At 62.4% G+C, this 18,783-nt stretch carries 14 protein-coding genes and 1 pseudogene; 8 read left to right on the forward strand and 7 right to left on the reverse strand.

The genetic code is table 11. The features are described from left to right. Positions 1–335 precede the first annotated feature (335 nt). The 3 genes from WDW90_RS27065 to WDW90_RS27075 all read left to right on the forward strand — a co-directional run bounded on the left by WDW90_RS27065 (position 336) and on the right by WDW90_RS27075 (position 3,903). Positions 336–680: a hypothetical protein gene (locus WDW90_RS27065; RefSeq protein WP_336490614.1), complete on the forward strand. Its 345-nt coding sequence runs from the start codon at positions 336–338 to the stop codon at positions 678–680. Positions 681–2,085: 1,405 nt separating this feature from the next. Then, the gene (locus WDW90_RS27070) at positions 2,086–2,973 is read left to right on the forward strand and encodes a lytic transglycosylase domain-containing protein (protein WP_336490615.1); all 888 of its coding nucleotides are present in this window, start codon (positions 2,086–2,088) and stop codon (positions 2,971–2,973) included. A 588-nt stretch (positions 2,974–3,561) separates the two neighbouring features. After that, positions 3,562–3,903, forward strand: a complete 342-nt coding sequence (locus WDW90_RS27075) for a hypothetical protein (RefSeq protein ID WP_431311131.1) — start codon at positions 3,562–3,564, stop codon at positions 3,901–3,903. Between the two features lie 122 nt (positions 3,904–4,025). On the opposite strand, the gene WDW90_RS27080 is transcribed toward WDW90_RS27075, so the two are convergent. Beyond that, the gene (locus WDW90_RS27080; protein WP_336490616.1) at positions 4,026–5,888 is read right to left on the reverse strand and encodes a glycoside hydrolase family 15 protein; all 1,863 of its coding nucleotides are present in this window, start codon (positions 5,886–5,888) and stop codon (positions 4,026–4,028) included. A gap of 833 nt (positions 5,889–6,721) precedes the next feature. On the opposite strand from WDW90_RS27080, the gene WDW90_RS27085 reads away from it, so the two are divergent. After that, positions 6,722–7,003, forward strand: coding sequence for a PilZ domain-containing protein (locus tag WDW90_RS27085; RefSeq protein WP_336490617.1), 282 nt, complete (start codon positions 6,722–6,724; stop codon positions 7,001–7,003). Positions 7,004–7,076: 73 nt separating this feature from the next. Here WDW90_RS27085 and WDW90_RS27090 read toward each other — a convergent pair. The 5 genes and pseudogenes from WDW90_RS27090 to WDW90_RS27110 form a co-directional block, all read right to left on the reverse strand. Next, positions 7,077–7,857, reverse strand: a pseudogene (locus WDW90_RS27090) (IS5 family transposase). 97 nt (positions 7,858–7,954) lie between these two features. Next, a complete protein-coding gene (locus WDW90_RS27095; protein ID WP_336490618.1) occupies positions 7,955–9,586 on the reverse strand; it encodes a DUF4214 domain-containing protein in 1,632 nt (543 codons plus the stop codon). Positions 9,587–9,968: 382 nt separating this feature from the next. After that, on the reverse strand, positions 9,969–10,829 hold the full coding sequence (locus tag WDW90_RS27100) for a glycosyltransferase family 2 protein (protein ID WP_336490619.1): 861 nt from the start codon (positions 10,827–10,829) through the stop codon (positions 9,969–9,971). A 996-nt stretch (positions 10,830–11,825) separates the two neighbouring features. Continuing rightward, the gene (locus WDW90_RS27105) at positions 11,826–13,013 is read right to left on the reverse strand and encodes a DUF2382 domain-containing protein (protein WP_336490620.1); all 1,188 of its coding nucleotides are present in this window, start codon (positions 13,011–13,013) and stop codon (positions 11,826–11,828) included. A gap of 298 nt (positions 13,014–13,311) precedes the next feature. Then, positions 13,312–13,899 carry a phasin family protein gene (locus WDW90_RS27110; RefSeq protein WP_336490621.1) on the reverse strand — a complete coding sequence of 196 codons (588 nt, stop codon included), beginning with the start codon at positions 13,897–13,899 and terminating at the stop codon, positions 13,312–13,314. Between the two features lie 1,453 nt (positions 13,900–15,352). Between WDW90_RS27110 and WDW90_RS27115 the strand changes: the two genes are divergently transcribed. Further along, positions 15,353–17,419 (forward strand): carbon starvation CstA family protein, encoded by a 2,067-nt coding sequence (locus WDW90_RS27115; protein WP_336490622.1) that lies wholly within the window; start codon positions 15,353–15,355, stop codon positions 17,417–17,419. A 115-nt stretch (positions 17,420–17,534) separates the two neighbouring features. Here WDW90_RS27115 and WDW90_RS27120 read toward each other — a convergent pair whose 3' ends face one another. After that, positions 17,535–17,714, reverse strand: a complete 180-nt coding sequence (locus WDW90_RS27120) for a DUF1223 domain-containing protein (RefSeq protein WP_336490623.1) — start codon at positions 17,712–17,714, stop codon at positions 17,535–17,537. Between the two features lie 50 nt (positions 17,715–17,764). Here WDW90_RS27120 and tnpA point away from each other — a divergent pair, with 50 nt between their 5' ends. From tnpA to WDW90_RS27135, 3 genes are all read left to right on the forward strand, one after another. After that, positions 17,765–18,172 carry an IS66-like element accessory protein TnpA gene (gene tnpA / locus WDW90_RS27125; RefSeq protein ID WP_336490624.1) on the forward strand — a complete coding sequence of 136 codons (408 nt, stop codon included), beginning with the start codon at positions 17,765–17,767 and terminating at the stop codon, positions 18,170–18,172. Then, complete coding sequence (tnpB, locus tag WDW90_RS27130; RefSeq protein ID WP_336490625.1) at positions 18,169–18,525, forward strand: IS66 family insertion sequence element accessory protein TnpB; 357 nt, start codon at positions 18,169–18,171, stop codon at positions 18,523–18,525. Before tnpA ends, tnpB begins: the two co-directional genes overlap by 4 nt. A 68-nt stretch (positions 18,526–18,593) precedes the next feature. Then, positions 18,594–18,783: IS66 family transposase (locus WDW90_RS27135; RefSeq protein WP_336490626.1), on the forward strand; the 190-nt coding region annotated here is incomplete at its 3' end.

Below are 18,783 nucleotides of genomic sequence, written 5' to 3' on the forward strand. Positions count from 1 at the left end.
GCTCGCCCATATCGTGAGGATTCGGGCGTTCGGGCAGCACAGCTCGGCTGTCGGCTACACGCTGAGCTTCGGATTGCAGACCAAGTAGCGGTGGCCCTCTTATCCACCATTGGTGTTCTGTCTACGAGGTGCGGGGATGTCGGGCCGGGCATGACGGCCATCGTTCCATGAGGTTCTTAGGCTTGGGGCGGGAGCCGTTCCAAAACTCCGTGATCAACGTCATTGGAACGGCCTCGGAACATTCCACACGGGTGAGCCCTATTGGAACGCGGACGTGGCGAGACACCTCAATCCAAGCATGGAGGCCGCTGATCGAGATCAGCCGGAGATGGAGTATGCATCTGCTTGAAACGCCGGATGGCCGCTACATCGTCGTGCATGGTCGTTTATGGCGACGACACCGGCCGGATTTGGAGCCAGTCGAGCGAGACCGCCTGGTCCGTGCCCTGATTGAGGCCCGTCGAGCGCTCAGAGCGGGCCGACGGTCAGGAAATCCGGCGGCGATTGCTGCGGCTACCGCGGCCGTCGATGCCGCCAAGCGTGGTCTTGGTGAGCGTGGGCCCGTTTGGTGGACCGACAGCACTCCGGATTTCGACCGCCGACTGATTCGGCACACCTTCTATGCGGCTTGGTACCAGGCGTTGTCCGGCCCCGAGAAGTCGATGCTTGGCCGACGCTGAAGGCGGCTGAGCCGTATGCAGGTGCTAAAGGTCTGCTGACGGGTGTCCTCACCAGCAGGGTATAGGTGGTACAGGCGGTACTCGAACGGGAAATCTCGGGCGGAGGCGATACCGGACGTGGTCAAGCTAGTCAGCCCGCCTTCCCACCGGCGGGGTGCTGCCCTTCAACCTGGCCACCGCCATGCGCGGTCCCAAGCACGTGGTCCGGCGCGCCAAGGCACCCGTGCTGGCGCCGGAAGAGGCGCGGCAGCTCCTTGACGGCATCGCCACGGGCACATCGGGGGCTGCGCGATCGGGCCCTGATCAGCCTCGCGCTCTTCACCTTCGTCCGGATTGGCGCGGAGACTGCCATGAGCGTCTAGAATCGCGTCGCGAGGCTGCGTTTTCATACAGTCTGGAACAGGAGCTGCAATCAACACTGATCGTTTGCTGCCACGCTCCAGAGAGCAGATGGCTTGCGTCCGTGGAACAAGCGCTCGGCATATGGGCTGATCAGCTGGATGCCCCCGACCTGCTCGACTGTGAGTTGGACGAACTGCTTGCGCTCCCATGTCCCAGCAGTGAAGAAGATGTGGGTCACCTCCTCGCGCGATAAAACACGGAAGGCCGGCAGATCAGGCCCAGGTCTCACAACGGATCCGGCTTGAACTGCTGGATCATAGCCTAGAGGGCGAACCCACAAGGTCTGTGTCATGGCACTACCCCAGCACCGAATCGGCACGAAAGAGTTTCACCTCTTCGTACGGAAGATTCGAGTCTTAGTTCAAGGATCCGCAAGAATCCAAACTCTTATCCGACCAAATTGGGATTAGAACTTCTGGATTATTACCTCAAATCCCGCCTCATCGAGACCGAGGTTCCTTCAGAATTGCGCAGGATCACCACCGAGTCTGAGGTTGGCGTCATAGGGGTAACGAAGGCCCTTTGGGGTTTATAGTAGTTAAGCACCAAAACGGCCGAGCCGTGGCCGTTCCCGCTCATCTCCTTCAAAAGCAAATCGAAGGAGGCCGACGTTCTATCGAGCGGAGAGAACCGTGTTATGCCGATTTCCTGTTCATGACCCTGTCTCGCCGTCCATGCTCAAGCCCTACTCGATCTGACTTTCGTGAACTTGTTCAGCAAGCGGTCACTCGTGAGGAGGTGGAAAGAGCCGCAGTCGCCCTGCTTTATGATGAGACCGAGTTGCTCAGTTCGAGCGGCATCCTTCTCCTCCATGATGTCCTCAAGCGGGCGGACTTCGAGATCATCAAGGCTGCGGTCAGCGTCCGGTAGGCTGCATCGGCTGGGGCGGTCGTACCACTCGAGTAGCGAAGGACGGCAGGGCGACGGAGGGGAATACCTCAATGCCGCCATACATGGATCCTTTAGGATCGCACGTCGTGAAGCTTGAGCCTCTGCTCGGGACGTGCAAGCGTTTCGCACGGCGGCGATCGATACCTCCTGGCCCACGCCGAGAAGGCTCGTCACCGGTTCCAACATGCAGCCTTTGCGTCGAAAGAGCGTCAGCGAGTACCGGGCCAGAGTAGCCAGGCTGGCGCTGAGGAAGATGGCCTGCGGCGCTGTCGCGAAACGGAAGATTGCGACCTTCGCCGCGGCCGCCTTGCTCGTGGTCATCCCTGCAGGCCCGACGCTGGATGAGGCTTCGCTTGTCTCGTCGCTAGCTTCAGCTACACCCTACCTGAACTCGACAACTGCAGCGGCCATTCCACGGGTTTTCATCACCACGATGGCCGGTGGTCCGGCCTACGTGTACGCGCAACATGCCCCGTTTGCGCGCAGCGAGGTGCGCATCGAACAATCCGCCTTCCAGACGATTGAGGATGCTTGGTCAGCGGCCTTCTTTGGTGACAGGCAGCGGATGTCGGAGTTCATCGAACACTCCGCCCTGATCAACGGCCTCCCGGTCGAGTTCCTAATGCGCCTCCTGCGTCGGGAGAGCGGCCTCAACCACCGAGCCGTCAGCCGCGCCGGCGCCCAAGGTGTCGCTCAGTTCATGCCTGGTACCGCCAGCGAGCGCGGGCTAGCAGATCCGTTCAACCCGTTCGAGGCTATTCCCAAGTCCGCAGAACTCCTGAAGGAGTACCGGACCCGGTTCGGGAACCTGGGCTTTGCGGCGGCGGCCTACAATGCTGGCCAGCAGCGTGTCAGGGATTGGCTCTCCGGTCGCTCGGCTCTGCCCAAAGAGACGCGTGAGTACGTCGCGAGGATCACTGGCAGAACGGCCGACGATTGGCGCCGAAGTGGAGACACCTACGCTACAGCCGAACCAGTATTTGATCCGTTGCGGAATTGAGTGTGGATCGGCGGCACCCTCTGCCCGGTAGGAGCAGAGGTAAATGCCGGCAAGCCCGTCAAATCCGCTGGCAACCCTCCTGGAGAGCCGGCCCTTATCGCCCCGTCTCGTCGGCCGGAGTCAGAACACTGCTGTCTGTAGAGAGACGCCGTTAGCTAAGAGGTACAGGTGGTACAGGAGGTACTCGAAGGGGAAATCCTGAAAACGGGTGGTGCTGGACAGGGTACAGGGTGGGACCTGCCCCCCTGCCGACAGCCTACCGGTACCACCCTGCCCCTCCGCCGGTACCACCCGAGCCTGCTTGTTTCCGCTTTGCAGTACCGCCTGTACCACCTGTACCTCGGTGAGAAAATCTCTCTATGCAGCGCTTTTGCCAGAGGCGCCGGTGGACGGCAGCTGGGGCGCAGCCTGAGGCCAGAAGACGACCGCTGAGGTGCACCGATCACAGCCCTCGCGCTCTAATTGCTCAACGCGCCACCAGAGGTGGTAGGCACCAGCTGCTCGTTCCTCCTGCAGCAGATTACCGCCCGAACGAAGCCTGCAAGGAGGTGACACATTCTGTCGGCTCGCTCTGATGGATCTCCCGAGGTGATGATTCTTAACCGCGCCCTCTCTTGGATCGTTGCACATCCAAGCATCAGCCACGTGCTGACCGCTTCCGTAGAGGTGATTGGGGTGATGCTCGTGATGCGCCTACTCAACTTCCATGACCCTGAGTTCATCGCAGCTGCTCTCGTCTCGGCCTTCTACTACGGTCGGGAAGCCGGGCAGAGAGAACACACGCTTAAGCATCGCGGCGCAGCGCCATTGCGGGCCGATCTCGGCGCCAAGTTCCTGTTCGGATGGGGGCGGGCAAACGTGATACAGTGGATTGCCCCGACCCTCGCCGTCTTAGCGATAGCGCTGGTGGTGCGCGGGGGTATTCGCTGAGCAGGGTCCCCAACGTGCTGTTGTCGGTGGGATGTGGGGCGTGGCAGCCGAAGGCAAGTCGCTGGAGGAGATTGCGAAGCCCCTTGCTGCAGAGGAGTGAGGCTGCCGAGAATACGCACGGACTAAAAATGCGAGCGCGTCAGAGCACGAGCGAAATGGTAGAGGCTCAATCGTCCCGCACGCTGTTCTGCCGGCGTCTCTCCGCTGGCGCGCGTGAGGTTATGGGCTGTGTTGATCAGCGCCAGATGCGAGAAGGCCTGCGGGACATTGCCGACTTGGCGGCGTAAGTGCACGTCATACTCCTCGGACAGCAAGCCAACATCATTGCGAAAGGCAATGAGGCGTTCAAACAGCGCTCTCGCCTCTTCACGCCGTCCGAGCAGGAGATAGGCGTCCGCCAACCAGAAGCTGCAAGCCAGGAACGCGCCCTCGCCTTCAGGTAGGCCGTCTGCCGTCCGCGCGGTGTCATACCGGAGGACCAAGCCGTCCCGCACCAACTCGCGCTCGATCGCTTCGACGGTGCCGACGATCCTCGGATCGGATGCCGGCAGGAACCCGACAGCGGGCAACAACAGCAGACTGGCATCAAGCTCCCGAGAGCCATAGGCCTGTACGAAGCTGCCTCGCGACGCGTCGTAGCCCTTGCTGCAGACCTCCTCATGAATCTGTTGTCGGATCCCGCGCCACCGTTCCAGGGGGCCGGGAAGTCCGAAATCCTCGACGCTCCGGATGCCACGGTCGAAAGCAACCCAGGCCATCACCTTTGAGTGCACGAAGTGCTGGCGACCCCCACGCACCTCCCAGATCCCGTCATCGGGCTCGCCCCAGATCGTCCCCAGGTGGGCCAAGAGGGCGCATTGGAGTGACCATGCGGCGGCACTGTCCGGCAGGCCTCCCCGACGAGCTTGATGCAGAGCATCCATGAGCTCCCCAAAAACGTCGAGCTGCTGCTGCCCGTGCGCCGCATTGCCGATGCGAACTGGCCTCGACTCCTCATAGCCCGGTAGCCACGACACCGCCCACTCAGTCAGGCGCCGCTCGCCGGCCAAGCCGTACATAATCTGCATCTGGTTTGGGCTGCCGGCGACAGCGCGCAGGAGCCAGTCTCGCCAAGCGCTCGCCTCGTCGAAGAAGCCTGCGTTCATAAGCGCCAGCAGGGTCAGTGTGGCATCGCGCAGCCAGCAGAAGCGATAGTCCCAGTTGCGAGGTCCACCAATCTGTTCCGGCAACGACGTGGTTGCCGCCGCTACGATGCCGCCCGTCGGGGCGTAGGTGAGCGCCTTCAAGGTGATGAGCGAGCGCTTCACTGCCTCGGACCAGGGGCCCGCCTCTCGGCAATGGCCAGACCAGTCGCGCCAGAACGCTTCAGTTCGAGACAGTGCCTCTATGGGATCAATGACGTCAGGTGCCCCTTCGTGCGACGGCCCGTAGGTCAGCACGAAGGGAACGATCTCCCCTGCCTGAATCTGAAATGATGCGAACGTGCAAAGATCCTTGCCACGCAGCGGCACCGGGGTGCGCAAGATAGCCATGTCGGGCCCCGCGACGGCTCGCACACCACCGCCGGCCTGTCGTGTGACCCATGGAACGGTTGCGCCGTAGCCGAAGCGGAGGATGAACTCCATCTCGATGGCGACATGGCCCTGCTCGCCGATCACAAGGCGGACAACGTCTGAGTTCTGGGTTCGCGGCGGCATAAAATCGATAACTCGAACGGTACCACCCGAAGTCTCGAAGCACGTCTCCAGGATCAACGTGCCCTCGCGGTAGCGACGTGTGGTTGCTTTGATGGGCCCTGCTGGGCTGAGGCGCCAGCAGCCATGCTCCCGGGTGCCAAGAAGGGCCGCGAAACAGGCGTCCGAGTCGAAGCGGGGCCAGCACAGCCAGTCGATGGAGCCGTCACGACCGACGAGCGCAGCCGTCTCGCAGTCGCCAATCAGCGCGTAATCCTCGATCTTCAGCCTTCTTTCTAGCGAGTCCAGCATTGTGGTTTATCCTCACGCCTGGGCGACATCGGCGAGCGAAGTTTGCTGCTAGGAGGGCAGACTGCGCCAAAAGTACAGCGCCGATTTACTGCGGACACAAGTGCCGCCGGCCCGATCAGCGGTGAGTGATGTTCTGCAGCAGTGTATCAGAGGAGGGCGTCGATGGGACTGCCACACAGCCAGTGCCCTCAAATGCAAGACCACCCTCTGCAGGAGGGTACAGGCGTTACAGGCGGTACTCGAAGGGGGAATCCTGACAGAGGGTGGTACTGACCGATTACAAGGAGGTACCGGTCTCTCGCCGGCAGCCTACCGGTACCACATTGTCTCGCCCCCAGTACCACCTGAGCCTGCTCGTTTCCGCTCTGCAGTACCTCTGTACCGCCTGTACCACCGGGTCATAGATCTCGCAGATTCAGCTGCAGAATTTGTCCCCGAAGTAGCTGGGAGAGCGGCCAGTCACACGACGCAAGCACGGGGTCTCCGGCGGCACTGCAACAGAAGGGATCTTCTCCGACAAGGTCCATCGGGATGGAAGTATATGCTTCTAAAGATGGGTCGCGAAACGTCAGGCTGCACCGGCGCAAGCCACCCACAGGGCCGGGCGGTTGAGGAGAAGGCCCATGCCGGCGGGAGGCCGACGGGCTCACTTTGCCCGACTTGGCCTCGGCTCCCACGCACGCGTGCAGGGCACCTGCCGAAGGTCGAAAGGGAACCCCGTGGCGCTGAAAGGCACCGGAAACTGCCGCCAATTAACACTTCTCTAAGCTTGTTGTGAGCGGATTAACTCGGAAGGGGGGTAGGAAGTTCGAAAAAGTTTGAAGGTAAACAACATGGCAGTTGCAGCCCAACCACGGGTCGAAACTATAGAACGCCGACAGCAGGTTCGCGAGCAAACATCTTTGATGGCGGTGGTCGCCGATGCCGATGGCCGGCAGGTCCCATGCCGGGTGCGGGACATCTCAGACAGCGGCGTGATGCTGGAGTTTGACGAGGGGTCTGAGGTTAACCTCGGACATAAATTCGAGATCTGCGTACTGAGCACTAGATCACGCTTCAGCGTCAAGCTGGTCTGGCGGAAGGGCCGGCAAGCCGGCGTTCTGTTTTGCCTCTGAGCCTACTGGTCTGACCCACACGTCCGGAAGGATCTGATCACCAGAAAGGCCGATCACTGTCCGCTACAGCCTGTTATGACTTGAGCCAGTCGAGGGCAGCGGCGAGGCAGAGAACACCGGCGAAGCTGGTGGCAGTCTTCTCGTAGCGCGTGGCAACAGCGCGCCACTCCTTCAATCGCGCCCAGAGACGCTCGACCCGGTTACGGTTGTTGTAGATCCACTCCGGGCAAGCGACAGGAGCCTCGTGCCGCTGCGGCGGGATCGCAGGCCGTGCGCCCATGCCCCAGATGTGCTCGCGGAAGCGGTGGCTCGTGTCGCCACGGTCGCCCACCACCCGCTTGGGCACGCCCCCCGGCAACTGATCGAGCAGAGGGATGGCATGAGGCAGCTCATGCGCCTGACCGGGTGCGATCCGGAAGGCGATGGCGCGCCCCGCCGCGTCAGCGATCACGCAAGCCTTGGTTCCGGTTCCATATCCACCACGAGAGCGGCCAAGCGCCTCACGATGATCGCGCTCAGCTTGAGATCCCCCCTTCGCGCGGCCCCGGCCGCCTTCTGGTGAGCGCGCACGCTGGAGCCGTCGAGGAACACCATGCCGCGAGCTGCACGCCGCGCTCCTGAACAAGGCTGAGGAGCCGCTCCCAGACGCCGGCACGTGCCCACCGGATGAAGACCTGCGCGGCGCGCCACCAGGGTCCGAGTTCAGCTGGCACGGCGCGCCACTTGGCTCCGTTCTGATGCCGCTAGAGGATGGCCGAGACGGTGCGGCGCAGATCCTGTGGTGGCGTCTTGCCCTTCGGTCGGCAGGCTTCCACCAGCGGCGCCAACTCGGCCCATTGTGCGTCCGACAGCATCGCTCCTCCTCGCTCAGGAGAGGCGAAACGCTCACCGCATCAGGTGGTTCAAGCGATCACAGGCCGTAGCTGGTTTGCCAATGGGGGATGAACAGCCTCAGGTGTGCAGAAGCCAGCCAGCCTCGACGCTAGCCAGAAGATGCTGCTGCGCCTCCGTGCTCGCGGAGATCCCGACTGCGATTTCCGCGCGAGACGCCCCCTGCGCCAGCGCATCGGTCCAGAACTGCAGCCCAACTTCGTCCACGTGCCGTCCGAGCGCGTCCGTGTAGAGCAGGCCGACATAGGCGCTGTCGCTCAGCCCCATGTGGCTGGCCGTGAACTCGGGCGAGGCGAGCATGGCCTGCGCCACCTGTGTCAGCGATGGCCCGCCATGCTCGACAATGGCAGTGAAACCCTGCAATCCGACCGCATCAGGTGATCGGTCCAGCAAGCCATAATACAGCCGCGCCACTGCGCTGGCCGTCTCATCAGGCACAAACACTCCGCCCGAGAACGTGCTCTGCAGGTGCTGCTGTCCCTCAGGCGAGAGCGCGACCCCAACTGCTACGTCGGCTTGCATCGCGCCATGCTCAAGGGCGTCCGTCCAGGCTTGCAGGCCAGCCGGGTCGGCGTCGCGGCCGAGTGCCTTGTGGTAGAGCGATTGCACGAAGGTTGTGGTGCTGGCGAGCCGGGCCGCCTGCCCATACTCGTCCGAGTTGATCAGCGCCTGCGCCAGCTCCCGCGGCGAGAAGCCGGTCTCGAACGCCTGCGCCCAGTGCTCCAAGCCGAGCGGATCGGGAGCACGGCCGAGCAAGGCCGCATAGAGGCCATAGATGCTGCCGGCTGCGCTGTTCGCGCTATGCTCCACCATTCCAAACAAGCTCGCGTCGCTCGCCCCATGCGTCGGATCTGCTGTCCCGAATGTCTCTTGGAAGAGCGCGCCAGCCTCAGGAAACTGACCGCTGTCGAGTTTGCCGGCGTAGGAGCCGTCGGTGTAATCCCAGTAGCTCTGATAGAGCATGTTGTGCTGCGTGAACCATTGCCCGGCCTTCTGGAAGAAGGGCCCGGCATCGGGTGAGCTGGTTCCCCATTCCGAGATGGCCGTCGGCTTGCCGTGCTCGGCCGCGAAATCCTGCTGCCATTGCAAGCCGCTCGACCGCGTGACCAGCGAGTTCCAAGCTCCGACCGGGTCGGTGCCTTCCCATTGGGTGTTCCAGTAGAAGTCCATGCCGATCACGTCGACGTAGGCGTCGCCCGGATAGACATCGGCCGGATGGACGAACCAATCGTTGCCGACGTTGGGCGTCCACTCGAACTTGAAGCGGTCGGAAACCGACCTGAACGTGTCGACGAACTGCTGGAACGCGCCCACGAACGCCTGTTCGTGCCCCTGCGCCGACCACGGGAACCACGTCCCGTTCATTTCCCAGCCGGTCCGGATGTAAATGGGCCCCGTTCCGGGTGTCGTCGCGGCGATAGCTTGGGCCGCCTTCAGGTAGTGCTCGTTGTAGCTGCCAGTCGCAGCGGCATCGAGATTGCCGTCATACCAGGTCGTGAGCGGCACCGACCACAGGACAGACATGCCTGAGTTGGCCCACTGGTTCGTCGCCCATGGAATTGAATTATCGAACTCTGCCCAACTGCTCTGGTTCAGAAAGGCGGAGGCGAGATCGACAGGCCGGCCGAGCCAAGTTTCGAATTCTCTGGCGTCATCAGGCAAGGTTCCAGCGTAAACACCAAGGGCTGTCAATTGTTAAGTCCTCACTCTTGCGGGTCTTGTCTTGGGACGGCTGGGGAAAACAAGGCGATGCGAGGGGGGATTCGATGAAGACTTCATCGTGTCGTGCAGTTCTGGTGCGCGAGTTATGCTTTTTGCGGAGTAAGATGTCACTTCTGCGGTAGGCGCCGCGGCTTGCGATCTGTCCAAGAGGTCACATTGGCGCAGGCCACTGAACCTCGCTGCGTTGACCGCGCGTTGGCAGCACGAGGCGGGCTGCCAGGAAACATCGTGCTGTTCGAACCCGTAACCAGAAAATCGTCGAACAGATTCGGGTCGAGACTGTGGTAGACGAACGAGACGTTGGAGAACCGGCTGGAGAGCTCTGATCATGCCCGGAAGGCCGGATGGCCGCTCAGGCCGCTCGCGGCGTCACCGCCCGGCGCAGGCCGGGGACAGCCTCGCGCAACGCCTGGCCGTAAATGCGCGCGGACAGCTTGCCGCGGGCGAAGAAGTAGCCGCCGACCAGGAGCTTGCGCAGAAACTCCCGAGTCAAGTCTGGGCGGCTGCGCGCGTAGCGCGCGAGCACGATCAGCGCTCCGCGGAAGTATTTGGCGGCCGAATCCCGGTCAGGAGCTGGATGGCCGACAAGGGCCCGGTCGATGATCCCGGTTTCGGAGCCGTTCAGGAAGGCGCGGATCGCGTAATCCGTGTCCTCGCCCCCGCCGGCTGAAGTCCCCAATCCCAATCCCGTGTCGAAGGAGCCGATGGAGGCGACCAGCGAGCCGCGAAGGAACATATTGTTCGACGACGAGAGGCGGACAACCTGAGGAGCGGAGGCGGGCATCACCGAATCCGTGCTGGAGGAGGCGAGGTCGGGTTCGAGGGAGACCCGGCAGATCAGCAAGTCGAGTGCCTGGCGGTCGGCAAAGATGCCGGCGAGCCGGTCGAGGAAGCGTGGCGGGAACCAGCAATCGTCGTCGGGGAAGCCCACGATGTCGTCTCGCTGCAGCGACCGCTCTTCCAGCGCCAGCGCCATCAGCTGATTGCGCGCCTCGGCGAGCGAAAGACGTCCGGGCACGGCCACCATCCGGCAGCAGGCAGGCGCCTTCGCGCGATACGCTCCAAGCTCGTCCGGGAGGCAGTTCTGCAAGAGAACGTAGTGCCGGAGGTCTGCGGCCGCATTCTCGCTCGCCAGGATGGAGGATAGGAGCCGGACGAACTCCGGGCGTCGCGGGCTACGGATGTCGGTCGTCGTGAAGAGAAGTATGGCCACGAGTGACGAATCTCCTGAAAACGGGTTGTCAAGCCGGGCGAACGGCGCTGAAGCCGATTTCGAACGTGATGAGCATCGAGCCGCAGTTCGTCGCCGGCAGCACGGAGGCGGCCGATCCCAGAGGCTCAGCGACACAGCCGCCGTTCAAGACCGGCGGCTCTTCAAATGCGGTTGCCTCGAGGGCCGCGGCCCGGTCGCAGCGCCGGCGTTAGATAGGTCGCGGCGGTCACCAAGCAAGCACCGGCCGGAGATGATAACCTGAACCGTCTGTGCACCCAGATCCGCGTCGCGGGCCGTGCGCTCGAACGTTCTGAGACGTTCGATCAACGTGCTGCTCGGCCGGACGCCGCTGGTCAGGCAATCAAAAACGGCATCAGCCACGAGGCTTGAGAGTTTTCCGAGATTATCTTGTTTTATTTGCTGCCGATGCATCCTCATCTTGTCCCAATGTGTGGTCGGATCACATAAGGCACGGCGGGTATGTTCTCGCATCAGCGCAGGTTAACCCTGGTGGGACTGCGCTCGGCCGCAAGCTTGTCTGGGTGACAAAGCTTGGCGGGGCGATGTCGCTTGTCGGTCAGGGATCGGCATGCACACCGAGGGCGGACCCGCGCCCTGCCTCAGGGCGCCTGCGGCATGGCTTCGGCGTCGAGCGGCGTCAGGAACAGCCAGCCCGACCGGTGAGGCCTTTTGCTTCTGCCCCCCGTGCGACGCAGCAGCAATCTTAGGCTTGAGCGATAGGTTAATTTATGTATAAGCTTGACATTAACGAATGATGGCAACAAAAATTAGCCTATAGGAATAAATTAATTCGATGCGGCAGTAAGATCGTTCTCCCTAGCCGCGTGGAAAAGACGGACTTTTGAGCTTTGGTCAGCTCAAGAAGTCGCCCACATGCAGCTGTACTCCGAATTAATTCAACCGGAGTACAGCCAACAAGAAGAATGACCGCGGCCGCCGCATTGACCGCGATCTGGTTGCGTAAGGAGCGAGGAACTACTTGCGGCTGTGAGTGAGTGCAGCCCGCCTGTTGCCCGAGCGCTCGCTCGCGTTCGAGATCTCGACCTCATCCCGCCGGATCGTGTCCCGCACCGTCTCAACACGCTGCGTGCGCTCCCGCCGGACCACAACCTCTTCCCGGACCCTGACCCCCTTGGCCACGAGCGGCACCTCAGAGGTTTCCACCATCTCGACGGTGAGCTCGGTCAACGTCTCTCCGGTCGCCTCATCCGTGACGGGCCTGCGCCGCTCTACCACGACCTTCTCGTCATACAGCGTCACCTGCTGCTCGGCCGGCGCCTCGACGACATAGCGCCGGACCGTTGTCGTGCCGCTGTTGACCGTGTGCTTGCCCACGATCAGCGTCTCTTCCGCCAGCGGGATGACTTCCTCTTCCTGGGTCGACAGCTGGTTCCTGGATGAGGGGGAATTGCCTGACCGCGCCATGGAGCGACCCGACGGCACGCCCCACATGCCAAACATCGCATCAAAGAAGAGCGAGCCCGTGCTCAGGGGCGCAGTCGCGACACGCTGAACGGTCTCTGCAGCGCTCTGGGCCACCTGGCGGGTGCTTTCAGCCGCCACCTCAGCGGTTCGTGCCACCTGCTCTGCGGTTTTCCGGGCAGCCTCTCGGGTCTTCCGCTCACGGTCGGCAGCTTCTTCCTGCTCGGCGAGAAGCCTTTCAGCCTGCTCACGCTCTTGCCGTTGCTCAGCCCGACGCTGCTCAGCCTCGGCACGCTTTGCTTCTTCGACTTCGGCCTTACCCTCCTCGATCTTCTCGACGATGGCCTGTGCCTCCTCGTCACTCAGCGCCTTCAGGACTGCCGGGAGCAGCTCCTTGCGCTCATCTCGCACACTCTGCTGGAAGACCTTCCGCAGCTCGGCGACCTTCGGGCCAAACTCCTCGCTGCCCTTGGGCGTCTGCTCCAGCTCATCCAGCAATTTGCGGGTCAGTTTGTTGTCGCTCAGCGCAGCGGTGACAAGGTCTTTAGTTTCCCTGTGCTTCCGAAGGACCGGGAACAGGTGCTCCTCTTCCAGCTGGGCCAGGAGCTCCAGCTCGGACTTGAGGTCACCCAGGATTCGCTCGCGCGTCTTCACCGCATTGTTCGAGGTGTCGGCAAGTACCGCGAAAAGCTCGCTGGCTTTTGTCGGGCTGGCCTGAATCAATTGCCTGATGGTGGTCACGTGTACCTCATGGAATGTGAGAAGAAGGCCTCGCCGACGCTAGACTAGAACGGTGATCGTCGTGCTGGGACCAGTGGCGCTTGCCGGTTTACGAGCGGCGTGACTGCAAGAGCCACAATCAACGGCAGGCTGGCATGTCTGTAGGGACACTGCTGGACGAACGGGCTGCACATGTCAGGTTCCGCCGCGCGAGGTCGAAGGTGGCCCGTGCGCTATAAAGAAGCAGAGGGCGACCGAAACGGCCGCCCTGAGTTTGTTGCCAGCTTGGGATCCGCAGCCCGTTGAGGTGCAGAGGATCTCAGCGAGTCTGAGCGACGCTGGAGAAGGTCTTGCTGGCCTCCTCGACGGCGCGAGCTGAGGTCTCGGTGATGGCCTTGCTGTCCTGGACGATGTGCTGCAGGCCATCGCGGACGAGCTCGCTCTGAATGGCGGCAAACTCCTGAACCGACTTAGCATGCACCAGCTTGTTCACGCCCTCGAGATTGCGCTGGAACTGCCTCTGAGCCAGACCAAACCAGCTGCGCGAGGCGTCCTGGAAAGCCTGCGTGAGCACCGTACCGCAGCGCGTGACAGCTTCGATGTTCTGCTTGGACTGACGCGCGAGGCGCTCACTATCCTGGCCGGAGAAGCCGAGCGTGCGGGTGAAGCGATCTGCGGCCTCTCGGGCTTGCTGCGCAGCGGCCTCGACGCTCCTCTGCACGACCTGCTTGGTGCTCTCCGTCGCCTGCTCGCGCAGTTCGGTCATCTTGTTGAGGCCCTCGCGAGCGGCATCCGCAAACTGCTTGCCCTGCTCAGCGGTCCGGTTGATGTTGGCCTTAGCCGCCTCAGCGTTCCGAGCAGTCTGGTCATTCTGCTTGTCGTGGTTTGTGTTCTGATCAATGGCCATTCGGGGTCTCTTCCAGTATTTTCTATGAACTTTTTCGCAGTCTAGTAGGCTTATAAGCCCACCGGGCTTGGACAACCAAACAATTCCGATGAATTGCTGCGCTGCACTGACATCGTGTTGCAGCGCTCCCGTTCAACCCCCTGGCGAGGAGTTTGATCCGATTAAATTCTGACGAATTTTGTCAAACCTCATGGCCAAGGTTTCAATGCTATGGGAGCATTGAGCATTTTCTCAGTCGAACGTCGGGGAGCACAAAGCCCGAGCTGGGCAGCTAGGCTTGGCGTTCGTAGCTCGCTCGCGGAGATCGGGAGGCGGAGTGAAGTTAGGGGCTGTGACCCACCATCATAAATCGGCTTCCGACCTACGCAAAGCTGCGCTGAGAGTCGGGATCGGTGGCGTTGTTCGTAACGAGGGTGGATCAGCCCCGTGGCTGCTGTCGTTCGTCCTTAATTGTCCCACTGCTCTGGGCCTCATTCACGCAGCCCTCACCACGCGACACAAAGTTCACAACTCGAAACGAGTGTCATTCTCACCTGGGTGGTACAGGCGGTACCGGTGGTACTCGAAGGGGAAATGCTCAGATGAGGTGGGACTGACCGGAGTACCAGGTAATACCGACGTTAACTCCCGATCCTGTCGGTACCGCCCGGCCCACCCGCCGGTACCGCCTCAGCTCACCGGCTTTCGCTCTGCAGTCCCACCTGTACCGCCTGTACCCCTTATCGATCCCTCGCGAGACGCTGGAATTCGCTGAAGCGCCTGTGTCGCGCCGCCCAGCGCTAGCGTGGCCCGCGGTCGTGAACATGCTGCCTGACGAGCTCCTCGAGCAGCATCTGCGCCAACGTTTCCGCAGGCATCGCACTCAGCTGCATGGCTTGGCCATAGAAGTGGCCGTGGATTTGGACACTGACACGGACCACGCCATCTATCAGGAGGTACGTGCAAGTATATGAGGTGCCGGTCTCCTTGTGGTCGGCTGTGAATGCGCCCACAGCGTCAAACTTTGGTTTGTTATGATCGCTCATCGTTTTGGACGCCTGTGCTCGTCATAGGCGCTCAAGTCGTCCGAGGGCGGAGTTGCAGCGAAGACGGATGCAGCACCGAAAGACCAGCCGGAGGGAATGGCTTACGCGCTTCCACCAAACTCGGTGGAGAGCCATCGAACGGAGCAGGCCACCACCGCCTTTGGGCAGCGCGCAGCACCCGCCGCTGGCAGATGCAGCGGAGACTTGCGTCCTAGAGACGTAGGAACACGGAAGGCGTTATGATGAGAGCCAGTCTGAAGCACATCAAATATAGCTAATAGGCTCTATCGCTCCGCACTCTTGTCCGTTCTTTATGTCATAGGTGCGCCCGGGGTGGCGCCGGGCGCAAGAAGGTCCCGGGCGCTTCGGTCTTAGTTACCGAGCGAAGCGTCGCTACCGGGTCAACTCAAGCGAGCAGGGAGTCCGCCATGACAGCCACCATTCGATCTCATGGTCCCTGGGTCCTCATCGGTACGCTGGGGGCAGTCGCGCTGGCAATCGTTGCAACCAATCGAGGCGAGCACATCAACGCCCTCTGGGTCGTGGTCGCGGCGATTGCCGTCTACCTGATCGCCTATCGCTACTACTCGCTCTTTATCGCCGAGAAGGTGATGCGCCTGGACCCGGCGCGGCCCACGCCCGCCGTACGCCACAACGATGGGCTCGATTACGTCCCCACCAACAAGTACGTTCTGTTCGGCCACCACTTCGCAGCCATCGCCGGAGCGGGGCCCCTGGTTGGGCCAGTGCTCGCAGCGCAGATGGGCTATCTGCCGGGAACGATGTGGATCCTGGCCGGCGTCGTGCTTGCAGGGGCAGTACAGGACTCCATGGTTCTGTTCGTCTCCATGCGCCGCGACGGACGCTCACTCGGCGAGTTGATCCGTGGCGAACTCGGGCCGGTGCCGGGCGTCATTGCGCTGTTTGGCACCTTCATGATCATGGTCATCATTCTGGCCGTGCTCGCGCTGATCGTCGTCAAGGCGCTGGCGGAAAGTCCCTGGGGAACCTTCACCGTCGCGGCGACGATCCCGATCGCTATCTTCATGGGTCTTTACACCCGCTACATTCGTCCCGGCGCGATCGGCGAGGTGTCACTCATCGGGTTCGTCCTGCTGATGCTGGCGATCGTGTTCGGCCAGAAGGTCGCCGAGAGCCCAACATGGTCGCCCTACTTCACCTACACCGGCACGCAGTTCTGTTGGCTTTTGATCGGCTACGGCTTCGTCGCGTCGATCTTGCCCGTGTGGCTGCTCCTGGCGCCGCGTGACTACCTTTCGACCTTCCTCAAAATCGGAGCAATCTCTGCGCTCGCGCTCGGTATCCTGTTCGTCGCCCCCGATCTCAAGATGCCGGCTGTGACGCGCTTTGTGGACGGCACTGGTCCGGTCTGGTCCGGCGCGCTGTTCCCGTTCCTGTTCATCACCATTGCATGTGGGGCGGTGTCGGGCTTCCATGCCCTGATTGCATCGGGAACCACGCCGAAGCTGATCGACAACGAGGCCAATGCCCGCTTCATCGGCTACGGCGGCATGCTGATGGAGTCGTTTGTCGCCATCATGGCCTTGGTCTCGGCCAGCATCATCGAGCCCGGCATTTACTTCACCATGAATTCGCCGTCTGCCCAGATTGGCACGACGTCGGCGAGCGCGGCCGCAAAAGTCACCGACTGGGGCTTTGCGATTACGCCTGAGCAGATTGACCAGACAGCAAAGGATGTTGGTGAGCACACCGTAATCTCGCGCGCTGGCGGCGCGCCGACGCTTGCTGTCGGCATGGCGCAGATCTTCTCGTCCGCCATTGGCGGCAAGGCGATGATGGCGTTCTGGTACCACTTCGCCATTCTATTCGAGGCTCTGTTTATCCTCACCGCCGTGGATGCGGGTACGCGGGCGGGACGCTTCATGCTTCAGGATCTACTGGGCATCTTCGCACCAGGGCTCGCCAACACGGCATCGTGGGGCTCGAGCATCGTGGCTACGGCGTTGTGCGTCAGTGCCTGGGGCTACTTCCTCTACCAGGGCGTGACCGACCCGCTGGGTGGGGTGAACACCTTGTGGCCGCTCTTTGGCATCTCGAACCAGATGCTTGCAGCGATCGCCCTGACGCTCTGCACGGTCGTGATCTTCAAGATGAAGCGCGAGCGTTATGCCTGGGTCACCATTGTCCCGACAATCTGGCTTGCGATCTGCACCCTGACGGCGGGCCTACAAAAAGTCTTCCATCCCGATCCTTTTATCGGCTTCCTGTCGCACGCCAGTCGCTATTCGGCCGCCCTAGCGCAGGGACAAGTGCTAGCTCCGGCAAAAGATGCGGGGCAGATGAGTCAGATTATCTTCAACGATCGGATTGATGCTGCGCTCGCATGCCTTTTTGTCCTCGTCGAGATCAGCGTCCTCTACTATGGCGTCCAGGCTTGTTTAAGGGCTTACCGGTCCAGCGGCTGGACGGCGCACGAGACTCCGGCTGAGCCCCTAGCGGTCCCGGCCGAATGAGGGCTGGAATGCTGCTGTGGCGAGAATGGAGTGCCGCTCCGGAGCTCACCGGAATAGGCTTGCTGGCGCTGGGTGGCTCCCTCGATCGGAAGGTGTCCTTCCAGCCGAGATCGTCTCAGTAGATGACGTGGAAACCGAGCGGCAGCACACCGATATGGCGGGCATACTCGCCGAGCAGCATCTCGGCGGGCGGACAAGACGAGCAACCCTGAGAGGTAAAGAATGCGAGAACCTCCGGACGCTCGGTAAGCGCTGTCTGGGCGGCACCTTCCGGCAGGCGGTGTGAAGGCGACATACGGAGCTGAATGGGAGCTCCGTCACATGTCGATGTCAGGGCGTATGGCTATGTCGGAGCCGATCCGGCGCCTGGAGCTGTTCACCGGGGCCGGCCGGCGGCGGACGTGGTCGGATGAGGAGAAGGCCGCCATCGTCGCCGAGAGTGATGGGCCGGGCACCTCGATCAGCGCGGTGGCACGCCGACACGGACTGAGCGCCTCGCAGCTGTTCACGTTGCGGCGTCTGGCGCGTCAGGCTGGGAGGCACGATGACCGGACCACACTGCGGTTTGTGCCGGCCGTGCTGAGTGTAGGCCGGCAAGAGCCGGCGTCTGCGGAGACGGGCTCCGAGCTGCGTGAGCAACGCGGCTGTCACGGCATCGAAGTTGAGATCGCAGGCGCCACGGTCCGCATCGCTCCGGGCGCGAGCGCGGCTCAGATCGCCGCGGTGATCCGGGCGCTGAAGGCTCCCCTATGATCGGGCCCTCCGGCGCGGTGCGCGTGATGCTGGCCACACGGCCGGTGGACTTCCGCAAGGGCATGGACGGGCTGGCCGCTCTGGTCCGGGACGCGATGGGCGCGGATCCGTTCTCCGGCACGGTCTACGTGTTCCGCTCGAAGCGCGCCGACCGGGTGAAGCTCCTGGTCTGGGATGGAAGTGGACTAGTCCTCGCGGTCAAGCGTTTGGAGGCTGGCCAGTTCTGTTGGCCGAAGATCGAGGACGGCGTGGTCCGGCTGAGCGCGGCGCAGCTCGCGGCGCTCGTCGAAGGCTTGGACTGGAAGCGCGTCCATGCGGCTCGTAGCGTGAGCGTGCCGGCGGTTGCAGGCTGAGCAAAGAGACTGGCGGACGGGCTTCATCGCGGTGGTAAGTCACTGGCGGATCTGCTCTAATCCGCTTCGTGGCCGCGCCTGCTTCGCCCTCGTCCGACGATCCCGAGACGCTCAAGGCGCTGCTCGCCGAGGAGCGCGCCGAGAACGAGCGGCTGCGCCAGATCATCCTGGCCATGCAGCGCCACCGCTTCGGCCGCCGCGCCGAGAGCCTGCCTGAGGATCAACTCCTGCTCGGGCTTGAGGAGGCTGAGCAGGTCG

The organism is Methylobacterium nigriterrae (genome assembly GCF_037106235.1).
GTDB lineage: Bacteria > Pseudomonadota > Alphaproteobacteria > Rhizobiales > Beijerinckiaceae > Methylobacterium > Methylobacterium nigriterrae.